The following is a 21,022-nucleotide window of genomic DNA, read 5'->3' as shown; positions in this document are numbered from 1 at the left end:
TTCATCCTCCTTGAGGTTCAGTTACAGCAATGTCGACCCGATGGCGCTCGAGCGCTTCTTGAAGCTCCGGCGATGGCAGCTGGTCGGTGACGATTACATCGATATCGGACAGCGACGCAAACCGGTGAAACAGCCGCTTGCCGAATTTGGAATGATCCGCGAGCACGATCACTTGATCGGCGCGCCGGATCATCTCCCTGCATAGAAAGCCTTCCTCCTCGTAGGGCGACGACAAGCCGTCTACGGTAATGCCGCATGTGCCGATCAGCAGGCGGTCAACCTGATAGTCGGCCAGCATCGCAACCGCACGGGCGCCGTAGACGGACCTCTGACCACCCCTCAAAATCCCCCCAAGCAGGTGTACCGACACGTCGGACTTATCACCGAGCGTCGTCGCAACGTCCACGGAATTCGTAACGACAATATTACGTTTCGTTTGCAGAAACTCAGCCGCCCAGCGCACGGTCGTAGAGGAGTCCATCAAAACGTAGTCCCCGTCTTTGATGTACGACGCCGCCAGCCTGCCGATCGCCCGCTTCGGCCCGGTTTCGGCCTGCAGCCGTTCGGCGTAGACGGGTACGTCCTTGGTTAAAGTCGGCAAAATCGCGCCTCCGTGAGTACGCACGATTTTTTTGTCCTCCTCAAGCTTCACCAGGTCGCGCCGAGCCGTATCGCGCGATACTTTCAGCAGCTCGCAGATGTCGTCGGTGCTGATGCGGCCGTGCTGCTGCAAATAGTCCAGAATGGCAACCCATCGTTCCTCCTGGTACACAAACTGCCATCTCCTTTGCCTTATAAATAATTAAGCATTTTCAAGTGAATATAAGTGTTATCCATAATTTTACGCGAACATGTAAGTATTCACAAGCGAAACATTGTACGAAGCAACATATCGTGTTAAGCTAGCGGCGGGAGGGGAGACTTTGAATCGCGAGGAAAAGAAGCAAGCGACCCGAACAAAGCTGCTGCAGGCGGCCATTGATTTGTTCGCGGAGCAAGGCTACGAAGCGACGACTGTTGCCCAAATAACGGACAAAGCCGGTGTGGCGAAAGGGACATTTTTTAATTATTTTTGCAATAAGGAGAATGTGCTTGCCGAGCTTAAGACGAAGCTGACCGTTGATGAGGCGAGAAGGCTGCTGGAACAGCCCGGACCGATTGCGCCACAGCTCGAAGCCCTCGTCCTGCAGCTGACGGAGCATCTTCGCGGACCGCGGCCGTTGACCCTGGCGGTATTTCAAGGAATTATCGGCACTTCGTCCGCATTGGACATTCAGAATGAACAAATCGCCGACATGCGGGACGCGCTCGTCCCAATGTTCGAGACCGGACAAGGAAGAGGGGAATTCGTTAAGGAGCTGCCGCCGGCCGGCATGGCCGATTTGGCCGTGCAGACGTTCTTCGGAGCGCTGCTGCTATGGGGCATGGGCCACGGGGATGATTGCTTGGAGACCCATATGCGGAAATCGTTTCAGCCATTTTTCCAATTTATAAGTACATAAGCATATGAAAATGATGAAAACCCTGAGGACGCTTCGCTATGAGCCCCTCAGGGTTGTTTGGTCTGCCGGGAACCGGCTATTTGCGCTTGTACGACGGATAATTGATTTCGCCGGAATCGAGCTTCCGCAGCTCTTCCTTTGTCCAGCCGGCCAGCTTGTTGTCGCCGACAACGCCGGTCAGCTTGATCCCGTGCTTGCTCGCAAGCGTCTGGTGCAGCTTGGCCAGATCATCGCCGGTTACGCTTGTGAGCGGCTTGCCGGAGGCGTGCAGCTGTGCCAGCAGCACGCCGATCGACTCCGCGGCAAGGCTGGTGTTCGGCTGGATGCGTGCGCTGCCGTAGGCGATGGCGGTGGACCCGACATTTTTCCCGGCCATGACGATGTTGTCGTAGCCCTTCAGCAGGAAGCTGCGCAGCGGCATGCCGTACTTGTCCGGTCGGCCCATCTCGATGCCCCACTTATTGGAGGTGATGCCCTGCAGGTCGAGCGGGTAGCCGGCGATCGAAACGTTGTCGGGGAACATGCGGCCGGACAGCATGTCCGACACCTGCAGCGTATATTCCGTTTCATAATGGTTGTATTCGCGAATATACGGGTGCGCCGGGAAGCCGTTCAGCTCGGCTTTCTCCCAGCCCGGCAAGCTCTTGCGGAAATGCTCCAGAATGAGCGGCATCTCCTTCTTGCCGAGATCCAGGGCGTACTGCACGGATGCGGGATCCGCCGGATTGATGTCGTACACGAGCAGCGCGTTGATCAGCACTTCGCCGTCCCGCTGATACACCGCGTTTAAGCCGCGCAGAAACAGGCGGTCGTCGGACGCCTTATACGCTTTCGTCACGCCGTCAAACACGAGCGCATAGCTTTCCGACAAATACGCGGTGCCGAACTTCTTGCGGCGCTCGGCGTCCGACATCGCATTGAATGCGGTCATCCATGCTTTCCAATCGACGTTCTTGAATTTCATCATATAGCCGGCGCTCATATATTCGATGCGCTCCTGCCCGTAGAAGGCTTCGAGACCCGGCAGCCGCTTCACCTTCAGCTTGCTCGCCAGCTCGGCCGAATCGGTGTTCTCCACCCACGTTTGGGCAGTCAGCTGTCGCCGGGTACCGTCTTTGGCGGTATACGTGACGGCCTTTACGTGCTCCCGCCCGTCAGGACCCTGTACGGCGCCGACCTGCTCCAAGCTCACGCCCTGCTCGACGGGTATGCCCTGGGACAGCTTGGCAAAATATTGCTCAAACTCGGCCAGCTTACGAATCTTGCCGTTCTTGAAGCCGTCGAACAGCTCTTTGACCCGGCCCTGATGCAGCGATTTGCCGTGCCCGTCGGATACTGCGTCAAGGAACAGCATTTCGCCCTGAAGCACCTGGCCGCCGAACGCGGGGCGGGGATCGATGATTTTCACGCTTAAGCCTTCGTCTGCGGCGGCGCGGGCCAAGTACAGGCCCTCCAGCTCGCTTCCGACCAGGACAACGTCAGCCTGCTCCTGCTGCACCGGCTTCTCCGCCGGAGCGGGCGGGGCGGCCGGTTTGTCGGACGCTTGCGAATGGGGCGGTGCGGCGGAAGGGACTTCCGACGTAGTCGAGGGGGTGTTCGCGGCGGGAGTACAGGCGGACAGTACCGCGATAAGGGCGATTCCGGCCCAGCTTCGCGCAGATTTGCGAATGTACGGCATGGATAAGCTCCTCTATTGTGCATTTGGAAATTCCTGATCTAGTTTATCATGCCGCGGAAGCTTGAATCAAAAGCCGACAAAAACTTCTTTTTTCCGTACCCCCAAAAAACGGACAACCGGCGGCGAACGATATGGCATAACCGGGAACACTCGCGAGGTCTCCTGCAGCTGTAATTATCCAATTCTACTGAATTCAAAGGAGAGAACTGAACGATGAATCCGATCATGCGCAAACTTGTAGTCTCGAGCACAGCATTAGCTTTACTCCTGGGAAGCGGCACCGCGGCATTGGCCAAAAACGGAAAGGGTAATGACGACGACCATAAATTTGGCCGCAGCAAGCAGCAATACGAAGCTTTCCTGAAGCAGGTTCAAGCGCAAGCGAAGGCGCAAGCCCAGGCTCAAGTACGGGCCAAAGGCAGCAACGGCCTTGAGATTAAACTGACGTTCAACGATATGAAATCCGGCGATGCCATGTGGGCGCTCCGTTACATAGCAAGTCTTGCTTCCAAGCAAATTTTTGAAGGGTACGAGGACGGCACGTTCAAGCCTTACAACAATGTAAGCCGCATCGAGGCGATTGCCGCGGCTGTCCGGTTGATGGGGCTGCGCGAGCAGGCGGAATCCCCGGCCGAAATGCAGACGAAGCTTAACTTCAAGGATGCGAACGAAATTCCGGCTTGGGCGGTAGGTTATGTGGCGGTTGCCGTAGAGAACAACCTGTTCGCCGAGTCGGAGGCGGTGGTGCAAGCGAACAAGCCGGCCGATCGTCTGTGGGCGACAACGCTGCTCGTCAAGGCGCTCAAGCTGGATGCGGAAGCGCAAGCGAAGATGAACACGCAGCTGACCTTCAAGGATGCGGATAAAATCCCGGCGGGTTCCGTCGGCTACGTAGCTCTTGCGGTAGAGCGCGGTCTTATCGACGGCTTCGAGGACAACACCTTCCGTCCAAACGTACCGGTGACGCGCGCCCAAATCGCAGCGCTGCTGGACCGTACCGGCTCGCAGCTGCCGGGCGCTAACGACGACGCGGCAACGGGGACCGTATCCGCCGCCGTTTACAACAATCTGCTGACGCTGACGAACAACGGCGAGACGCTTAGCTATGCGCTTAACGCGAATACGTTCGTGTTCCGCGGCGGCCAGCAAGTGGCGGCAAGCGAGCTGCAGGTAGGAGATCAGGTTCGCGTCCGCACGGTGAACGGCATCGTCGTTTACGTCGAAGTCGTACAGCGCTCGGAAGTAAGCCCGTCCTTCACGGTTGACGGTACGCTGAGCTATTATAACATCAACAATGACGGCGACATTTCGCAAATCGTTATTGTGCAGGACGTTAACGGTACCGTAACGACGAGCGTGTACAATGTTTCCGCCGACGCTACGATCAGCGGCGACGCTTCGAAGCTTGTAGCCGGCCAGGCGGTTCAGCTTCAGGGTAAAGACAACCTGGTATCGACCATTGTTGTAAAGTAAATTTTTAGATATTAAAAAGGTTAGAAGCTTCGGTAAGGCCCCCGCTGCGTGCTGCGCACGGGGGTCTTTGCGTTGTCAGGCAGACGGGCGGCGCTTCGCGGGACGACAGCGTTTGCGTTTTTTTGACGGCCAAAGCTGCAAAATATTGAAAGCGACACGCATCCGCGATTTCGATGGAACGTCGAGGGGGGACGGAGGTCCCAAGCGGTAATGTCAAGAACTATGACACAATGTTTCCTGTTAAACGCATTCAATGTAAAAAATGGTCGAAATTAATTTGTGTTCACGCTAAAGTCCCGTTAAGATATCTACCATAGATATTTGTTGTCAGCGGGAGGGATAAGCGATGTTTGATTGGTTAGGATTCCGCACAGGGCTGCCGCTATGGCGAGCGTATCGCCGAAACCGGCATCTGAAGGACGACGTGGCCGAAGTGTTCGAGGGGATCGCGCATACGCGGCAAGCCATTTTGACGCAATGGGCGAACGATTGCTGGACCGCGCTCGACCGGCTCGTGGAGCAGCTGTCCGGCGAGCAGCAAAGCGTCGCTTCAAGCGGTGTCGGAAATCAAGCGTGGGACAAGGCGTTTCAGGGCGCCATGCGGGCGAGCCCGGACTTCTCCGAGGTGTTCCTGCTGGACGAACGCCGTACTGTCGTCTATTCGACATATAGCGCGCACATCGGGACCGAGCATCGGGCGGATTCGCCCCTCTCGGCCGGGCTTGACTATTCGCTCCAAGGGAACAAGTGCTTGTACGGGCCTTACGCAGACCCCCGCACGCTGCAAATCGGACCGAGCACGTCATCCTTTCATGACAAAATGACGCTCCTGTTTATCGTTCCGCTCAAGGATAAGGGAGCTTGGCGCGGAGCGGTGTGCGCACGGGTGCCGAACGATGTGCTGGGCGATTTGATTCAGCGCGAATCGGGGCACGTGTACCCGGACTCGGGGGACAATTATATTTTCATGGCCGAGCCGAAGCTGCTGCATCATATTGCGCCGGGAACCGCCTTATCGCGGTCCCGCTTTGAGGACAGAACGTTTACCCACGGCGAGAATTTGAAGGACGGCGTACATACGGCGTGGGGAACGGTGAAGGTGAAGGAGCATACGGAGCTCGAGCTCGTGTTCACCGATCCGGCTACGGGGCAGCTGCACCCCGGCGTAGCGAGCACGATTAAGAACGGCTCCAACTTATTCGTCGAGTTTCCTGGCTATTCCGATTACCGGCACATTCCGGTCATCGGCAAAGGAATTACGTTCCGTCTGCCGCATTGTCCCGACCTGTGGGGAATGATGTGCGAAGGGGATCTCGAGGAAGTATATCGAATCCGCGGCCTGCAGTCGCAGCTGGACAGCGTCCGCATCGGACTCGCCCTGCTGTTCATCGTGCTGAATATGGGAATCACCTGGCTAAGCGCCGGACTGCTGCCGCCGTGGGGCGCCGTTGCCCTCAGCGCCGGCGTGAACATCCTGCTCGGTTGGTTCGGCTTCGGGCTGCTGCGCCGCAGAGCCGGGGGCGTCGCCGAACGGCTGCGCAAGCTGACGAGGTTCATCCGGATCAACGCGGAGGGCGAAGGCGACTTGACACTGAGGCTGTCGCTGGACGATTTTGCCGAGGATGAAACGGGTGAGCTGGCCAAATGGATCAATAATTTGATCGATTCTCTGGAGGGCATCATGCTGCGCATGAAGCAGTCCGCGGCGGACGTGCGCGAGAGCCAGCAGCTGCTGCTCGATACGACGAGCCGGACGGCGCAGTCGACGGGGCAGGTCAGCGGCAAAATCGAGGATATGATCCGCAGCATGCGCGCGCAGCTCAAAGACATTGATCTGGCGAAGGACGTTTCGACCAATATGAGCGACTCGCTCAAGGCGATGGAGCGGCAGGCGGCGCAGCAGCTGGCGGTAGCGAAGGAGCAGGTCGAGCAGGTCGGCGGCAAAATGAAAGACATCCAGCGCAAGGTGACGGAGACGAATCAAACGATTCATATGTTCCAAACCACCTTCGGCGAAATTGCTCAAGTCGTAGGACTGATCGAGAAAATCTCGTCGCAAACGAACCTGCTTGCCCTGAATGCATCCATCGAGGCGGCGCGGGTCGGCGAGCATGGGAAAGGCTTCCACGTCGTTGCCGGAGAAATCCGCAAGCTGGCGGAGCAGACGAAGCAGTCGACCGAGAAAATCGCGGGTATCGTCGATTCGATCAAAGTACATGCCGAAGAGGCGATTTCATCGATTGACGAAGGCAGCCGCAGCGCATCGGAGGGGGCTCGCATGGCGGAAGCGGCGATCGGCATTCTGGAGGCGAGCGCGGCCAGCGAATCGAGCAAGTCTCGGGTTGTGGAAGAAATGGTCTCGGTTATGGAGAATATCGCCCAGGTCAGCATTGAGAACCGCCGCTTGTCCCGCGAGGTGGAGCAGACCGTCAGCGATTTGACGGAAAGCATGACGCAGGCGCGGTATTCTTCGGCCAGCGTCAGCGATATTACAAGCTCCCTGCTGGCGATGGTCAACCAGTTCAAACTGACGGAAGGGCGCATTCGATAAAACCAAAAAGGCTCTCGCTCTGGCGATTTTAGATCGCGCCGTGCGGGAGCCTTTTGGTTTGTGAACTGATGCGAAGCAAATTTCTATGGATAAATGGGGAGCTCCGTATTAATTCGTGCCGCTCGTTACGGTCTCCAGGTCCTTCACGCCCTGATAAATCGTAGCGAACAGATCGTCAATGTCTTTCTCTTCGATACAGGAGAAGGCGACGCGCAGATCGGTGTCTCCGAGCGCGATGGTGCCGATGCCATACTTGTCGAGCAGGTGGGTGCGAAGCGTCTCCGCATTCACCGTCTTCAGCTTCAAGCACATGAAGTAGCCGGAGTTAAACGCGTAGTAGTCCCACGCATCGTCATAGCGTCCGCTGTCGAGCACGTCCTTGACACGGTTGGCCCGGCCCTTCATAATTTCGAACTTTTGCTGCTTCTGCGCCGCGAACTCCGGCGACTGCAGCGCATGCAGCACGAACGTCTGCGACGGGTGCGAACAGGACGATACGGTGGCGCGGATAATGCCCAACGTCTTCTGCTCAAGAGCCGACAGCAGCGCCGCGCTGCCTCCGCCATAAGTAATAAAGCCGACGCGGAAGCCCCATACATATTCTTCCTTCGTCGCGCCGTCCACCTTGATCGGGAGAATGCGCGGATGCAGACCGGTCAGGCGGCCGAACAGCGACTCGTGCAGGGAATCCTCGAAGAACAGGCCGAAATAAGCATCGTCCGTTACGGCAACGACGTTGATGCCGGCTTCGGCGCCGGCCTGCAGTGCCGCTACGATTGCGGCGCCCTCTTGCGGCCCCGGCGTATACCCGGTCGGATTGTTCGGGAAGTTCAGCACGACGATCGCCTTGCCCTTGGATTTCTGGGCGATAATCGCCTCGCGCAGGCCATCCGCATTGAAATTGCCTTGATCGTTATACAGCGGGTAATAGACAAGCTCGGCGCCGCGGCGGATGCCGAAGGTCAGCTCGTAGTTTTCCCAGTTTTTGTCCGGAATGATGACCGCGTCGCCGGCGTCGGCGAACAAGTCGGCCGTGATGCTTAGACCGTGCGTCAAGGCGTTCGTCACGATCGGGGTGCCGAACGCTTTGTCCTTCAGCGACGGGTTCTCTTCCACCATCTTGCTGCGCCATGCGGCGCGAAGCTCCGGCTTGCCTTCCGGCGGAGCGTACGGATACAGATCCTTCGGGGCATAAGCCGAAAGTGTGTCTTGAATCGTCGCCAAGTGCATCGGCTTTCCGTTCTCCAGGGCGATGCCGATCGTTGCGTTATATTTGGTCGCTTTATTCTTCGCTTCGGCGGATTGGCTTAGAATGCCTTCCTTTGGATAATAAATGTCTTTGCCGAGCTTGGACAGCATCTCATATACGTGGGGATTTTCGCGTTCCAGCGTTTCGTTGAGCTGGCTGGCCAGAGGGTTCATAGCGAGCGTGCCACCTTCCACAGATTGGTTTCGAGCTATTATACCACTTTCGCGGCTGTGCGTCACGGCAATACGGGATGGATTTGTTCGGATGATTTTTTCTTTTCTTTGCACTGAACGGAACAACGGGGCGAAATATTTATACTTTTTTGAGAAAGTGTGAATCGGAATACCGAAATATGCAGGAAGATAGGGTACAATGTCGAATATGACGGTTGAAAAGGGTATTTTGTACTACGTGAAAATTGTCGAATTATGGATTTATCATGACTTTGGTCTTTGATTACTGGACTAAAAGACATGGTTGTTCAGCAATGGAGCAGCATCGGTGTGCTTGTGTGGCGGCAGGTTTATGACGCTCGGCCGTTATATGAAATCAAGTCATGAAATGGAAGTGAAGGGCTTGTTTCGTAATTGGAGAAGTTGGCTAAGCAACGATAGGGATAGGCTGCGTAAATTCGTTGGACTCGTCAACGACAAGCATCGGGTCATATCTGCTCTTACCGATGACGAACTGCAAGCTGAAGCTAGCGAGTTAAGACAAATGGTCCAAACCGGCGGCAGAACCGATCGTTTGCGCGTGAAAGCTTTTGCCCTCGTCAAGGAAGCGGTAAGCCGCAAGCTAGGCATCGTTATGCATGACGAGCAGATCATGGGCGCTTGGGTCATGGCTGACGGTCAAGTTGCCGAAATGAAGACCGGCGAAGGAAAAACAATCGCCTCTTTACCCCCTCTCTTTTGGTTGAGTCTTCAGAATCAAGTTCATATGATCACTGTTAATGATTATTTGGCACAGCGCGATTATGTTCAAGCCGACAAAGTTATGGCTGTGTTGGGCACGTCAGTAGGGTGGAACCATGCCGCATTGTCTGGGCTTCAAAAGAAAGAGGTTTATGCGAAGGAGATCGTTTACGGGACATGGTCGGAATTCGGTTTCGACTTTTTGCGGGATCGTATGGAGTACCAGATCGACCGCAGAGTCATGCCGGGATTTAATTATGCCGTAATTGATGAAATCGACAGCGTCCTCATCGATGAAGCCAAGACCCCAATCATTATCGCCGGGAAATCCCGGGCTTCCCCCGATCTTTATTATTTAAGCGACAAGCTGTTGCGCGCCCTGACGAACAGGGACTATGAGGTCGATGAGGAAACGCAGCAGGTCATGTTTACGGAAGCCGGAATCAGGAAGATCGAGGCTATGTTCATGATCGATAATTTGTTTGATATAAGCTGCGTCACCATCTATCACCATTTGCTGCAATGCCTGCGGGCGCGAGTCATCATGCAAGCCGATCGAGACTACATCGTTGATAAGGGTAAGGTTCAAATTATCGACGCGTTTACCGGCCGGATTATGGACGGGCGCGAGTTTAGCGACGGATTGCAGCAAGCCATTGAAATGAAAGAGAATGTCCCGCTCAGCGAAGAAACCCGAGCTCATGCCTCGATTACCGTACAAAAGTTTTTCAGCCTCTACCCGTTCATATCGGGAATGACGGGCACGATGGAATCGGACAAAGAGGAGATGCGTGAAATATACGGGCTGCATGTATTCCGAATTCCGACGCATAAACCTGTCCTTCGCAAGGATTTGATTGATCGTGTATTCCTGACCAAGCGGGATAAATACAGGGGACTGGCCAGTGAGGTGTCCTCTTTGCATGAACGAGGTATACCGGTTTTGGTGGGGACGACCTCGATCAGCCAATCCCAGGAAATATATGAGCTACTTCGTGGGATGAGCTTGCCTTGCCAAATTTTGAACGCCAAGACGGAGCGAGAAGAAGCTGAAATCATCGGTCGCGCCGGAAGACGGGGGGCCATAACCATTGCCACGAATATGGCTGGACGCGGGGCGGATATCCATTTGGATCCCGAAGTCATATCACTCGGAGGCTTGCATGTCTTAGGGACTGAACGTCATGAGAGCAGACGAATCGATCTTCAGCTTCGAGGGAGATCGGGCAGGCAAGGGCTTCCTGGAGCATCCCGGTTTTTTATTTCGTTAGAGGACGACCTGATCCGGCGTTTTGGCGGGGAGGAAGCGGAAACGGTTGCAATCGGCTGGCGCACAGGGGAAGAAGGAAGCTCCGACGTGGAGCTGGTGCGCTGGGTGGATGCGGTGCAGGAACGAGCGGAACGGCATATGTATGAGGTTCGTTTGTTTGTGTACCGATTAGACTGTGTTGTACATAAGCAAAGGCAGTGGTACTACGAGTACCGCGAGAAGCTGTTCAGCCTTGGGAATGTGACCGACGAGCTGCTGGCATCCGCCAAATACGTCTTTGCTGAGAAAGTCGCAGCGTATTGTCCGGAGAATGATGTATTTGAGGAGTGGCAGACGGACCGGCTCCGAAGCGAGCTTGGGTGGGGTGAGCCGATCCGGCTCAGCGGGGGGGTCACCCAGCAGGATGTACTCGATCAGATCAAGCAAACTTGGGAGCAGCATTGGTTCTCCTTCCAGTATAGGCTTGTCAGCCCATTGTGGTCGGAGGAGTGGAGGCTTGAGCTCATGAAGCTGCTCGACCGAGGCTGGCTCGAACATATGGAAAGCTTGAATGCCTTAAAACTGGGGATTCATTTTAGAGCACTAGAGAAGAGGGACCCTTTGGACATTTATGAAGAAGAGTCTTTTGTACTATTCCAAATGTTCGAGAGGCAGTTCCGACTGGAAGCGGGGGGCAAGTTCATTAGAGAAGTGCTGGACTTTTGCAACCGCAAATTGCGGGGAAGTGCGTAGCTTTCATTTCGGTATCCATTTCATTCATCATATAGGCTTTCAATTTACTAAGAATAGGGGTTAAACCATGGCAAACAAGAAAACAACGAATTCCAAGAGCAAGTCCAAGGAAGTAGCCAAAATATTAACGGCAACTTTAGCGGCTTCCACAATCGTCGCCGTGCTGCCCGGAGAGACGTTCAGCAGCATTGCAGCTCTGACCTCGAACAGCGCGAATAGCAACGATGCGACGGTTGAGCAAGAGGTATACCGTGACGAGCCGTCCGGTCAGTCTGTCGGCGAAACGGTTTATTCTGAGGGGGACGCTCCAACGACTCCGGAGCCGACGGTTACCGATCAAGTGTACGTACCGGTAGCTCCGAAGCCCGTTGTCCCTGTTGCGGTGCCAAAGATGACGTTGGCTCAATCGCTGGCCCAAGTTCAGCAAGCTGCCACAGTCGAAGACATGAAAGCTGCTATCGTTCTTGCCGAGCTGGGTTTGAATTTGAGCGGCTATCAAGTTCTTGACGAGGTTGACCAGAACACTGTGGCAAGCAAGCTGGTAGGCAATAAGCCTGCATCCGGTTATGCGGATGTGCGCAGCCTGCAGAAAGCTCTCGGCAAAGCTGTTTTCGACGCCCAGCATGCAGCAGGTCTTCGTCAAGCGGTACAAGCTGTGAACCAATCGACATCGCCGGATGAGCTGAAGAATGCACTGGAACGTCCTTACTTGGGGTTGATTTTGGTTGTATACCAAGACTTGTCGTCGGAAGGAAAGCAGGCTGTAGCGGGTCAGGTCCTGACGTCCCGTCCATCCGGGGGCTATACCGACTCGGCAGCGATTCAAGAAGCGCTGAACACCGCTGTCAAAAACCAGCTTTCACAGCAAAACGACGTAAAGTAACGGTATGACCTCCATACGAACGCTGAGAGATCGAATTCGTGACAAGCTGTCGCAATGGACTTCAGGCGGCAATCGTGAACCCGCCTGTCTGGATGAACCGGAGCAAGAGCTTGAAGACGAAATTGTGCAGAACCTTGCCCTGATTGAGCTTGCGGAGCAGCTAACGATGATCCGTATTGCCGATCGATATATGAACGAGTTTGTTCTGCATGAAATGAAGATTCCTGCAGATCTGCAAAAGGGCTTCGCTTTGCAGAACCAAATATTTGTCACAACGGGTACGGAAACGGTGTTTCGAGCGAACCTGGATTACTTTTTCCAAGATCAAAATAACCTGAGGCATATCCATTACGTGGTCAGTCTGATCCGCTTTGCTGACGATGCCTGGCGCGTGTTCCAGGTCAAAAATAAGCTGGACGGATAAACGTTCCGAACACTTCCGAGACAAAGAGAGGTTACGAAATGTCCAAGAATAAAAAAGAAACTCCCAATAAGACGATAAGCAAGGGCCTTTCCAAAGTATTGTCGGCAACCTTGGCCGCTTCATCGGTTGTATCCGTCATTCCCGCCGGCATCGCAAGCGCCGATGTGGCCAGCGCTTTGGCTGCGGTCAACTCGGCTGCAACAGCCGCAGATATGCAGGCCGCTATATCGGCGCCTGAGCTCGGCTTGAATTTGACGTTCTATACCGCTTTAAGCTCTGCCGGACAAACGAATGTAGCAACAAAATTAGTAGGAAGCGCACCGTATGCGGATGTTACAGCCCTTCAAGTGAAGCTGAACGATGAGACTGCCGTAGAGCAGAACGCTGAAGTTTTGCAGAGTGCAATCAATGCGGTGAATAGCGCTTCCAGCAATGCGGATATGCAGACAGCGCTTGAGGATTACGAGCTGGGACTTATTCTTACTTCCTACGACAACCTGACGGGACCGGAGAAGACACTCGCCGCAGGACGTGTGCTTGATTATCGGACAGCTCATGGTGCTTTCGGTACGAAAAACGATATTCAAACCGCTCTCAACAACGCAGTAACGGACCAGATCAATGCCCGCTACCTGGCTGCGGTGAACAATGCCTCCGACCGCGCCTCGATGAAAGCGGCACTGGAGGATACGTACCTTGGTCTGATTCTTACTTCCTATCAAAACCTGAGCTCGGACGGCAAGGATGCAGTCGTCGACGCTATGCTGGCCAATCGCGGAGCAGGCTATGCCGACAAGACGGCCATTCAAACGCAGTTGAACCTGCTCGTAACCGACCGCACCCAATATGAGGCGTTTAAACCATATGTAGACAATGTGAACTCGACTGCTGATGCGACCGCAATGAGGTCTGCTTTGGAAGCGCCTGAGCTGGGTCTGGATTTAACGCTGTATTATTCGTTCTCTGCGTCCCATAAAATGAATGTTGCTGCCGCCCTCTTGGCACACCGCACCGCGAACGGTGCATATGCACGTCAGAGCGATATTCAAGCGGCATTTACTCCGATCATTGCGAACGAACGACTCGTGATCGCGGTTGAGGCGGTTAATACGTCCTATGACACCACCTCCACTCATACGGCGATTACATCGCCTGTCCTGGGGCTGAATCTTACGGTTTATAACGCTTTGCTGAAGGCAGACCGCAATGCGGTAGCGGATTTGGTAAGAGCCGGAGTCGGCGGTGGCTATGCCGATAAGGCGGCTATTCAGACGGCGCTAGATAGTGCCATTGCAACCAATGCACCGATGGCAGCCGTCAACAAGGCGGCTACTGCTGCGGCTGCAGAGGCGGCGCTTGAAGATGTGGCGCTTGGTTTAAATTTGGGGGCCTCGTATCCTGCATGGACTACGGCTGACCAAGCTGCAGTAGCGGCTGACGTTGTGGCGAACCGTCCTTCAACGGGATATGTTGATGCAGCCGCAGTTCAAACCGCATTTGACAATGCCGTTACTGCGCGTACGGACGTTGCGAATATCAACATAGCTGCAGATGCTGCAGCTACCCAAGCCGCACTGGAAGCAGGGTCACTGGGGCTGAGTCTGGGGGTATATTCCAGCTGGATTACTGCTGACAAAGCTGCAGTCGCAGCAGCGGTTTTTGCAGCGAAGCCGGGTACCGGCTATGCAGATCTTGCCTCGGTTCAAGCGGCATTTGACACGGCTGTTACGGTTCGGACACCAGTGGCTAATGTGAATATCGCCCCGGACGCTGCAGCGATTCAAGCCGCTTTGGAATCGGTCTCGCTGTCATTGAACTTGACTACTTACACTAATTGGACATCAGCCGATAAGCAGGCGGTTTCTACCGGAGTGCTGACAGCCCGTCCTGGGACAGGCTATGTCGACAAAGCGGCCGTGCAGGCGGCTTTGGATACGGAAGTTGGTCTCCGTACCGAAGTCAGCAACATCAACATTGCTTCGGACGATATAAGCATGCGGACGGCTCTGGAAGCTTTGACCGGGCTTACGCTTGGGGCCTATGCCACCTGGACTGATGCCGACAAAGATGATATTGCGCATATCGTGCGGGTAAATCGACCGGTATCCGGTTATGTGGACCAAGCCGCCATTCAGGGAGCCTTTGATGCTGCTTTGACTGTGCGTACACCGGTTGCTGCCGTAAACACTGCCGCCGATGCCACGGCTATCCAAGTTGCTCTGGAAGATGCTCCTCTTGGCCTTAATCTGGGCTCTGCCTATCCTACGTGGTCTAACGCGGATCGCGCAGCTGTGGCCGCCGAAATATTTGCTGCACGTACGGCGAACGGATACGCTGATCTTGCGGCCATTCAAAACGCGTTTGATACAGCTGTCGCGAACCGCATCCCTGTTGCGGCGGTGAATATTGCAGCAGATGCAACACAAATGCAAACAGCATTGGAAGATGGTACGCTTGCATTGACGCTGGGGGTATATACCACCTGGACTGCAGCCGATAAGACTGCCGTTTCGGCGGATGTGCTTGCCGGACGTCCGGGTACCGGATATGTTGACCAAGCTGCCGTTCAAACCGGGTTTGATACAGCGCTTGCGGCTCGTACGCCTGTGGCTAATGTGAACGTAGCTGCGACGGTATCGGATATGCAAACTGCGCTTGAAGACGTTGCCCTTGCCCTTAACTTGGGAATGTATAGCACTTGGTCAACTGCAGATAAAACGGCCGTAGCGGCCATTGTCATGGCGTCTCGCTTGCCAAGCGGCTTCGTAGATAGCGCCTCTATTCAATCGGCATTTGACGCAGCTCTTACTGCGGTGGCCCCAATGGCCAATATTAATGCTGCTTCATCCGACGCTTTAATGCAGACAGCACTTGAAGATAGCGGGTTAGGCTTGACTCTAGGCGCTGCCTACACAGCATTTGGCGGTGCGGACAGATTGGCTGTGGCGAATTGGGTGCTAAATGCCCGTCCTGTTGGCGGCTACCCGGACGCAGCAGCGGTTCAATCGGCATTCGACATGGCGGTAGCGATTCAGAACGTGAATGTTGCTGCGACGGCGACGGCGATGAATACGGCGCTGACCGACCCGACATTAGCTATGGTATTGGGCGCATATTCCACATGGGGAGCAGCGGACCAAGACGCTGTCGCAGATCATGTTATGGCGAATAGAGGCAGTGGATTTGCCGATCAAGCGTCTATCCAAACCGCTTTTAATAACGCTATTGCTGCAAGGCAGTATATTGCAGCTGTGAATGGTACAGCTACCGATGCGGCCATGCAAGCGGCGCTCGAAGACGTGGCGCTGGGGTTAAACCTTGGTTCAGCGTATCCCGCGTATGCAACTAGCGACAAATCGGCTGTTGCAGCAGCGGTAAGAGCAGCCAGGGGCAGCGGATTCGCAGATATAGCAGCCGTACAAGGGGCGTTTGACACGGCTGTAACGAATCGTTCTTATGTGGCGGCGGTAAACACGGCGGCATCTGATGCAGCAATGAAGACGGCATTGGAAGATGCAGGGCTAGGACTGAATTTAGGTGCATACGCCGGCTATGCAACCGAAGATATGAAGTATGTCGCTTCGGCAGTTTTCGCTGGCCGTCCTGCTGACGGTTATGCGGATACGGCAGCGATTCAGACTGTGTTCGATAACGCTATTACCGCTCGTTCGGCCGTTGCTGCGGTAAATGCTGCCGGCAGCAACAGCGTGATGACAACCGCTCTTGAAGATCCTGTTTTAGGACTTGCGTTAGGGGCTTACTCAGCTTATTCAACAGCAGATAAAGATTTTGTAGCAGCAACGTTGTTGGCAAATCGTCCTACCGACGGATATGCGGATCAGCCTGCAATACAAACGGAATTTAATTCGGCGCTCACCGCCCGCACTCCAATGGCCAATGTTAACGCTGCGGGTTCAGCGTCCGCAATGCGCACGGCACTTGAGGACGGGACCTTAGCACTGGATCTGACTGGTTATTCCGGATTGACGGATGCAGACAAAGATGCAATTGCGGCTGAAGTTGTTTCCGATCGCCCTATAGGCGGCTATGCGGACGACACTGCCGTACAAGCGGAACTTGGAACTGCGATTACGAATAGAGGACCAGTATCGGCTGTCAACACGGCCGCTTCTGCAGCAGCAATCGGTTCCGCCATTACGAATGTTTCCCTTGCGTTGGATTTAACTGCGTACAATGCGCTTTCCACTGCGGATAAAAACAACGTGAACGAATTGCTCTTTACGAACCGCCCTGTAACGGGGTTTGCTGATGCCGCCGGCATTCAATTGGCGCTCAACAGCGCCATTTCTGCCGACGCGCCAATGGCAGCAGTCAACAATGCTTCGACCGGCAGTGACATGAAAACGGCTTTGGAAAACGTAGCGCTCGGTCTGACTCATGGGGCATACACCGGATGGACGGTCGCCGACAAGAATGCTATTGCGACTGACGTTTTAAATGGACGCCCGGGTACCGGCTATGTCGACGTCAATGCCATCCAAACCGCTTTCGATGCGGCAGTTGCGGCGCGCCAGTATGTAGCGAAAGTGAATATCGCCTCTGCAGCAGCCGACATGAGATCGGCCCTTGAGGATGCAGGGCTCGGACTGAATCTGGGCGCGTATGCCGGCTGGACAAGCACAGATAAAGATTATGCAGCAAACGCCGTTATCGCCGGCATTGGCTCCGGCTACGCTGATTTTACTGCAATCCAAGCTGCGTTCAATTCGGCATTGACCACCCGCACTCCGGTAGCCAATGTCAATGCAGCGACCACAGACACAGATATGCAAACGGCTCTTGAGGATGTAACTTTAGGGTTGTCACTCGGCGCTTATAGCAGCTATTCGACCGCCGATAAGACTGCCGTTGCACATGCAGTACTTTTGGCAGCCGGCAGCTTTGCCGACGCAGCAGCTGTTCAAACGGCTCTAAACAATGCGGTGAACGCAAGAAGCGCGGTAGCGGCAGTGAATGCGGCAGCCGATGCAACAAGCATGCAGACCGCTTTAGAGGATTTGGCTCTCAATCTTACCCTAGGGACGTATGCAGGGTATGCGAATGCAGACCAAGATGCGGTTTCGAGTGCAGTGCTTGCTGGTCGTCCTGGTATGGGATATGCAGACGTTGCTGCGATTCAATCGGCTTTTGATGCTGCGGTTTCAGCTCGCTCCGCAGTAGCTGCGGTTAACACAGCAGCAGACGCAGCTGCAATGGAGACGGCGCTTGAAGCTCCGGCGTTGAGCCTGATACCTGGAGCTTATGCAGGCTGGTCGGCTGCAGACCAAGCGGCGGTAGCCTCCGATGTGCTTTCCAATAAGCCGACAGACGGGTATGTGCTGCAATCCGATATTCAAACCGCCTTCGATAGCGCCATTGCGGCTCGAACTCTGATGGCTGCCGTGAACTCGTCAACGGATGCGGCGTCCATGGAGTCGGCCCTGGAAGATGGCGGGCTGGGTTTGAACCTAGGTGCTTATGCAGGCTGGACAGCGTCGGATCAAGCGGCAGTATCCAGTCAAGTACTTGCTGACCGTCCGTCGATAGGCTATGTCGACCTTGCGTCGCTGCAAAACAAGTTCGATGAGGTTCTGAACGCGCGAGCTGCTGTCGCGGCTGTGAATACGGCAACTTCCGGAACGATGAAGTCGGCGTTGGAAGACGCGACACTGAATCTTACTCTGGGGGCGTATCCGGCTTGGACTTCGGTGGATCAGGGCGATGTTGTTTCTCAAGTGTTTACAGCGCGTCCTGTGGATGGATATGCCGACACAGCAGCTGTTCAAAATGCATTCAACGCAGCTATTACCGCACGTCAGGGTGTAGCCAACGTCAACCTCGCTAATGGAACGACAATGCGAGCAGCTCTTGAAGATGCGGGACTTGCGTTAACGCTTGGTGCATATTCAGGCTGGAAAAATGCCGACAAGGACGCAGCGGCGACAGCTGTTCTCGCTGCTAGGGCGACGACTTTTGCCGATAAGACGGCCGTCCAAACTGCTTTTGACAACGCTGTGACAGCAAGGACTCCTGAAGCCGATGTTAATAAAGCTGTTGATGCAGCAGCGACGAGAACCGCCTTGGAGGCACCGGGACTGGCGCTTGACCTCAGTGTCTACAATCTGTTGAGCAATGCGGCCAAAGATAGCACCGCGAGCTACGTTTATAACGGCAAACCGGCGGATGGCTATGCGGATAAGGCGGCCATCCAGACCGCGCTGGACGCCGGTCTGAATACAGGAGCGCTGCAATCCGCGAAGGACGCGCTGGAAATCGGCTACACAGGAAGCGATAAAATCAACAGTGTGACAGGCGACCTGATGCTTCTACCGACCGGCACTGGCGGTACCGCGATTACCTGGAGCAGTGACAATCCTGCCGTAGTCGCAGCTGATGGCACAGTTACTCGTCCGGCGTATTCCACGGGAGATCAGGCGGTTACGCTGACAGCCACTTTAACGCTGAACGGCGTTACGTTAACTAAAGAGTTTGTAGTCAAGGTCATTAAAAATGCAATTACCGATGAGGAAGCTATTGCAAACGGTAAGTCCGTGCTGGAAATCGGGTATACGTCAGGAGATTCGGCGTTTGCTGTGACAAATAACTTGATCCTTCCTACAACAGGGGTGGATGGAACGACAATAACTTGGTCTTCGAATAAGACCGGTGTGATTGCCATCTCTGCCAATAATGGGATAGTCACTCGTCCGACCCATGTCGAAGGAAACACGGCGGTTGAGCTCACGGCGACAATTACCAAAGGAGCGGCAACGCCACTACAGAAGGTATTCGTCGTACAAGTCTTTGCGCAACCTGAAACCGATGCGGAAGCGGTCAGCATCGCCAAGTCGGCGCTGCAGCTCACCTATGGGGTTGGCGATTCTCCTTCGGGTGTAACGCAAGACATTACTCTCCCGATTGCAGGAGCCGACGGTACATCGATCAGCTGGACTTCTGATAATACTGATATTATCGAAGTGAGTGGTGCGAACGGTACTGTGAAACGTCCTTCGCACTCTGCCGGCAATGCTGTGGTTACTCTGACGGCAGAAATTACGAAGAATGGCGCTACCGAATACAAAGACTTCGTACTCAAGGTGCTCAAGAAATCTATATCCGATTCGGAGGCATTAACAAACGGTAAAGAAGCTCTGGAAATCGGATACTCAGTCGGCGATAGTGCGGCAAGCGTCACGCAACTCCTAACACTGCCTACAACATCGGCGGACGGTACGACTGTAACCTGGTCCTCAAGTAACAATGAAGTTGTCAAATCAGACGGAACCGTAATCCGTCCTTTGTTTACAACAGGTGATACGCGTGTGACGCTGACCGCAACGGTTACAAAGAACGGTATATCCTCCGACAAGGTATTTACTGTCAATGTACTGAAGCAAACGGCTCTGTCCGATGCGGAAGCAGTCAGTGGGGCGAAAGCACGCCTGGAGATCGGTTACGTCGCTGGAGAAACCCGTTACGACGTAACAAAGAACATCACCCTCCCTACAGATGGCGGGGATGGCACAGCAGTGACATGGGTATCCTCAGACCCGGCGCTGATTGCAACAAACGGCGTTGTCAACAGACCGGCTAACAGCGCGGGCAACAAGGATGTAACGCTGACGGCGACAATTACGAAGGGTACGGTTCATGAAGATAAAATTTTCACGGTGACGGTAATTAAAAAGGACATCAGCCCGGCTCCAGCTGGATCCGATATTACCGTTATCAACAATGCCAGCGGACAGGCCGACACGGTTGAAGTTGTTAACCTGAATCCAGGCGATGTGGTTAAGGTTTATCGGGATGCGGTTAACCCTTCGGCGTTGATTGGCAATCAAACTGTCCTTCCGGGCGCCGCAAAAGCAACCGTTACGATTGCTCAGCTTGGTGCAGAGTCTGGAACGATCTTGGTGACCGTAACCCACAGCGGTTTGGATGAGAGTGCTCCGACGTCTAAGGCGTTTGCTGCCGAGTCCGGCAAGCCGTACGAGATTAAGGACGCCAAGCTTGAAACAACCGGCGGCATCAAGGCGACCGTAACGGTATCGGCGAAACCGGGCGTATCCGACACCAAGACCAAGTATGTCGTGTTCCAATTGATGAACGGGACTACACCGGACAGCATTGTCGTATTCGAATATAAAGGCGATACTGCTCAAACCGTATCGGCACTCTTTAATAAAGCTTACGTTTCAACTCATAAAGTCAAAGTTTTGATCCTAGATTCCTTCAATAATTTGGATAGTACGGTAGGCACACAGCTGGCTGATGAAGTTGAATTAACGAAATTACCTAATTAAAAAACAATGCAATACAGTCGACCAAATCCGGTGCTCGCCGGAT

The 21,022-nt window shown here is 54.5% G+C and carries 10 protein-coding genes; 7 read left to right on the top strand and 3 right to left on the bottom strand.

The window, feature by feature from the left end; all coding sequences use genetic code 11:
* Nucleotide 1 precedes the first annotated feature (1 nt).
* A complete protein-coding gene (locus ACFFK0_RS09655) occupies nucleotides 2–772 on the bottom strand; it encodes a DeoR/GlpR family DNA-binding transcription regulator (RefSeq protein WP_377469932.1) in 771 nt (256 codons plus the stop codon).
* 151 nt (nucleotides 773–923) lie between these two features.
* Between ACFFK0_RS09655 and ACFFK0_RS09650 the strand changes: the two genes are divergently transcribed.
* Nucleotides 924–1,502 (top strand): TetR/AcrR family transcriptional regulator, encoded by a 579-nt coding sequence (locus ACFFK0_RS09650; protein WP_377469931.1) that lies wholly within the window; start codon nucleotides 924–926, stop codon nucleotides 1,500–1,502.
* Nucleotides 1,503–1,578: 76 nt separating this feature from the next.
* Here the strand turns inward: ACFFK0_RS09650 and ACFFK0_RS09645 are convergent, their stop codons facing one another.
* On the bottom strand, nucleotides 1,579–3,180 hold the full coding sequence (locus ACFFK0_RS09645) for an FAD-dependent oxidoreductase (protein ID WP_377469930.1): 1,602 nt from the start codon (nucleotides 3,178–3,180) through the stop codon (nucleotides 1,579–1,581).
* A gap of 213 nt (nucleotides 3,181–3,393) precedes the next feature.
* On the opposite strand from ACFFK0_RS09645, the gene ACFFK0_RS09640 reads away from it, so the two are divergent.
* Both ACFFK0_RS09640 and ACFFK0_RS09635 read left to right on the top strand, forming a co-directional pair.
* Nucleotides 3,394–4,653 carry an S-layer homology domain-containing protein gene (locus tag ACFFK0_RS09640; protein ID WP_377469929.1) on the top strand — a complete coding sequence of 420 codons (1,260 nt, stop codon included), beginning with the start codon at nucleotides 3,394–3,396 and terminating at the stop codon, nucleotides 4,651–4,653.
* A gap of 346 nt (nucleotides 4,654–4,999) precedes the next feature.
* Nucleotides 5,000–7,204 carry a methyl-accepting chemotaxis protein gene (locus ACFFK0_RS09635; RefSeq protein ID WP_377469928.1) on the top strand — a complete coding sequence of 735 codons (2,205 nt, stop codon included), beginning with the start codon at nucleotides 5,000–5,002 and terminating at the stop codon, nucleotides 7,202–7,204.
* A 108-nt stretch (nucleotides 7,205–7,312) separates the two neighbouring features.
* Here the strand turns inward: ACFFK0_RS09635 and ACFFK0_RS09630 are convergent, their stop codons facing one another.
* The gene (locus tag ACFFK0_RS09630) at nucleotides 7,313–8,626 is read right to left on the bottom strand and encodes an aminotransferase class I/II-fold pyridoxal phosphate-dependent enzyme (protein WP_377469927.1); all 1,314 of its coding nucleotides are present in this window, start codon (nucleotides 8,624–8,626) and stop codon (nucleotides 7,313–7,315) included.
* Between the two features lie 352 nt (nucleotides 8,627–8,978).
* Between ACFFK0_RS09630 and ACFFK0_RS09625 the strand changes: the two genes are divergently transcribed.
* The 4 genes from ACFFK0_RS09625 (at nucleotide 8,979) to ACFFK0_RS09610 (ending at nucleotide 20,979) form a co-directional block, all read left to right on the top strand.
* Nucleotides 8,979–11,369: a preprotein translocase subunit SecA gene (locus ACFFK0_RS09625; protein ID WP_377469926.1), complete on the top strand. Its 2,391-nt coding sequence runs from the start codon at nucleotides 8,979–8,981 to the stop codon at nucleotides 11,367–11,369.
* Between the two features lie 67 nt (nucleotides 11,370–11,436).
* Nucleotides 11,437–12,252 (top strand): hypothetical protein, encoded by an 816-nt coding sequence (locus ACFFK0_RS09620; RefSeq protein ID WP_377469925.1) that lies wholly within the window; start codon nucleotides 11,437–11,439, stop codon nucleotides 12,250–12,252.
* Between the two features lie 4 nt (nucleotides 12,253–12,256).
* Nucleotides 12,257–12,676 carry a hypothetical protein gene (locus ACFFK0_RS09615; RefSeq protein WP_377469923.1) on the top strand — a complete coding sequence of 140 codons (420 nt, stop codon included), beginning with the start codon at nucleotides 12,257–12,259 and terminating at the stop codon, nucleotides 12,674–12,676.
* Between the two features lie 245 nt (nucleotides 12,677–12,921).
* Nucleotides 12,922–20,979, top strand: a complete 8,058-nt coding sequence (locus ACFFK0_RS09610; RefSeq protein ID WP_377469922.1) for an immunoglobulin-like domain-containing protein — start codon at nucleotides 12,922–12,924, stop codon at nucleotides 20,977–20,979.
* Nucleotides 20,980–21,022: the final 43 nt, after the last annotated feature.

The organism is Paenibacillus chartarius, from assembly GCF_042432825.1.
GTDB classification, from domain to species: domain Bacteria; phylum Bacillota; class Bacilli; order Paenibacillales; family NBRC-103111; genus Gordoniibacillus; species Gordoniibacillus chartarius.
Note: the sequence above shows the minus strand (reverse complement) of the source record. Positions and strands in the feature narration are given on the sequence as shown.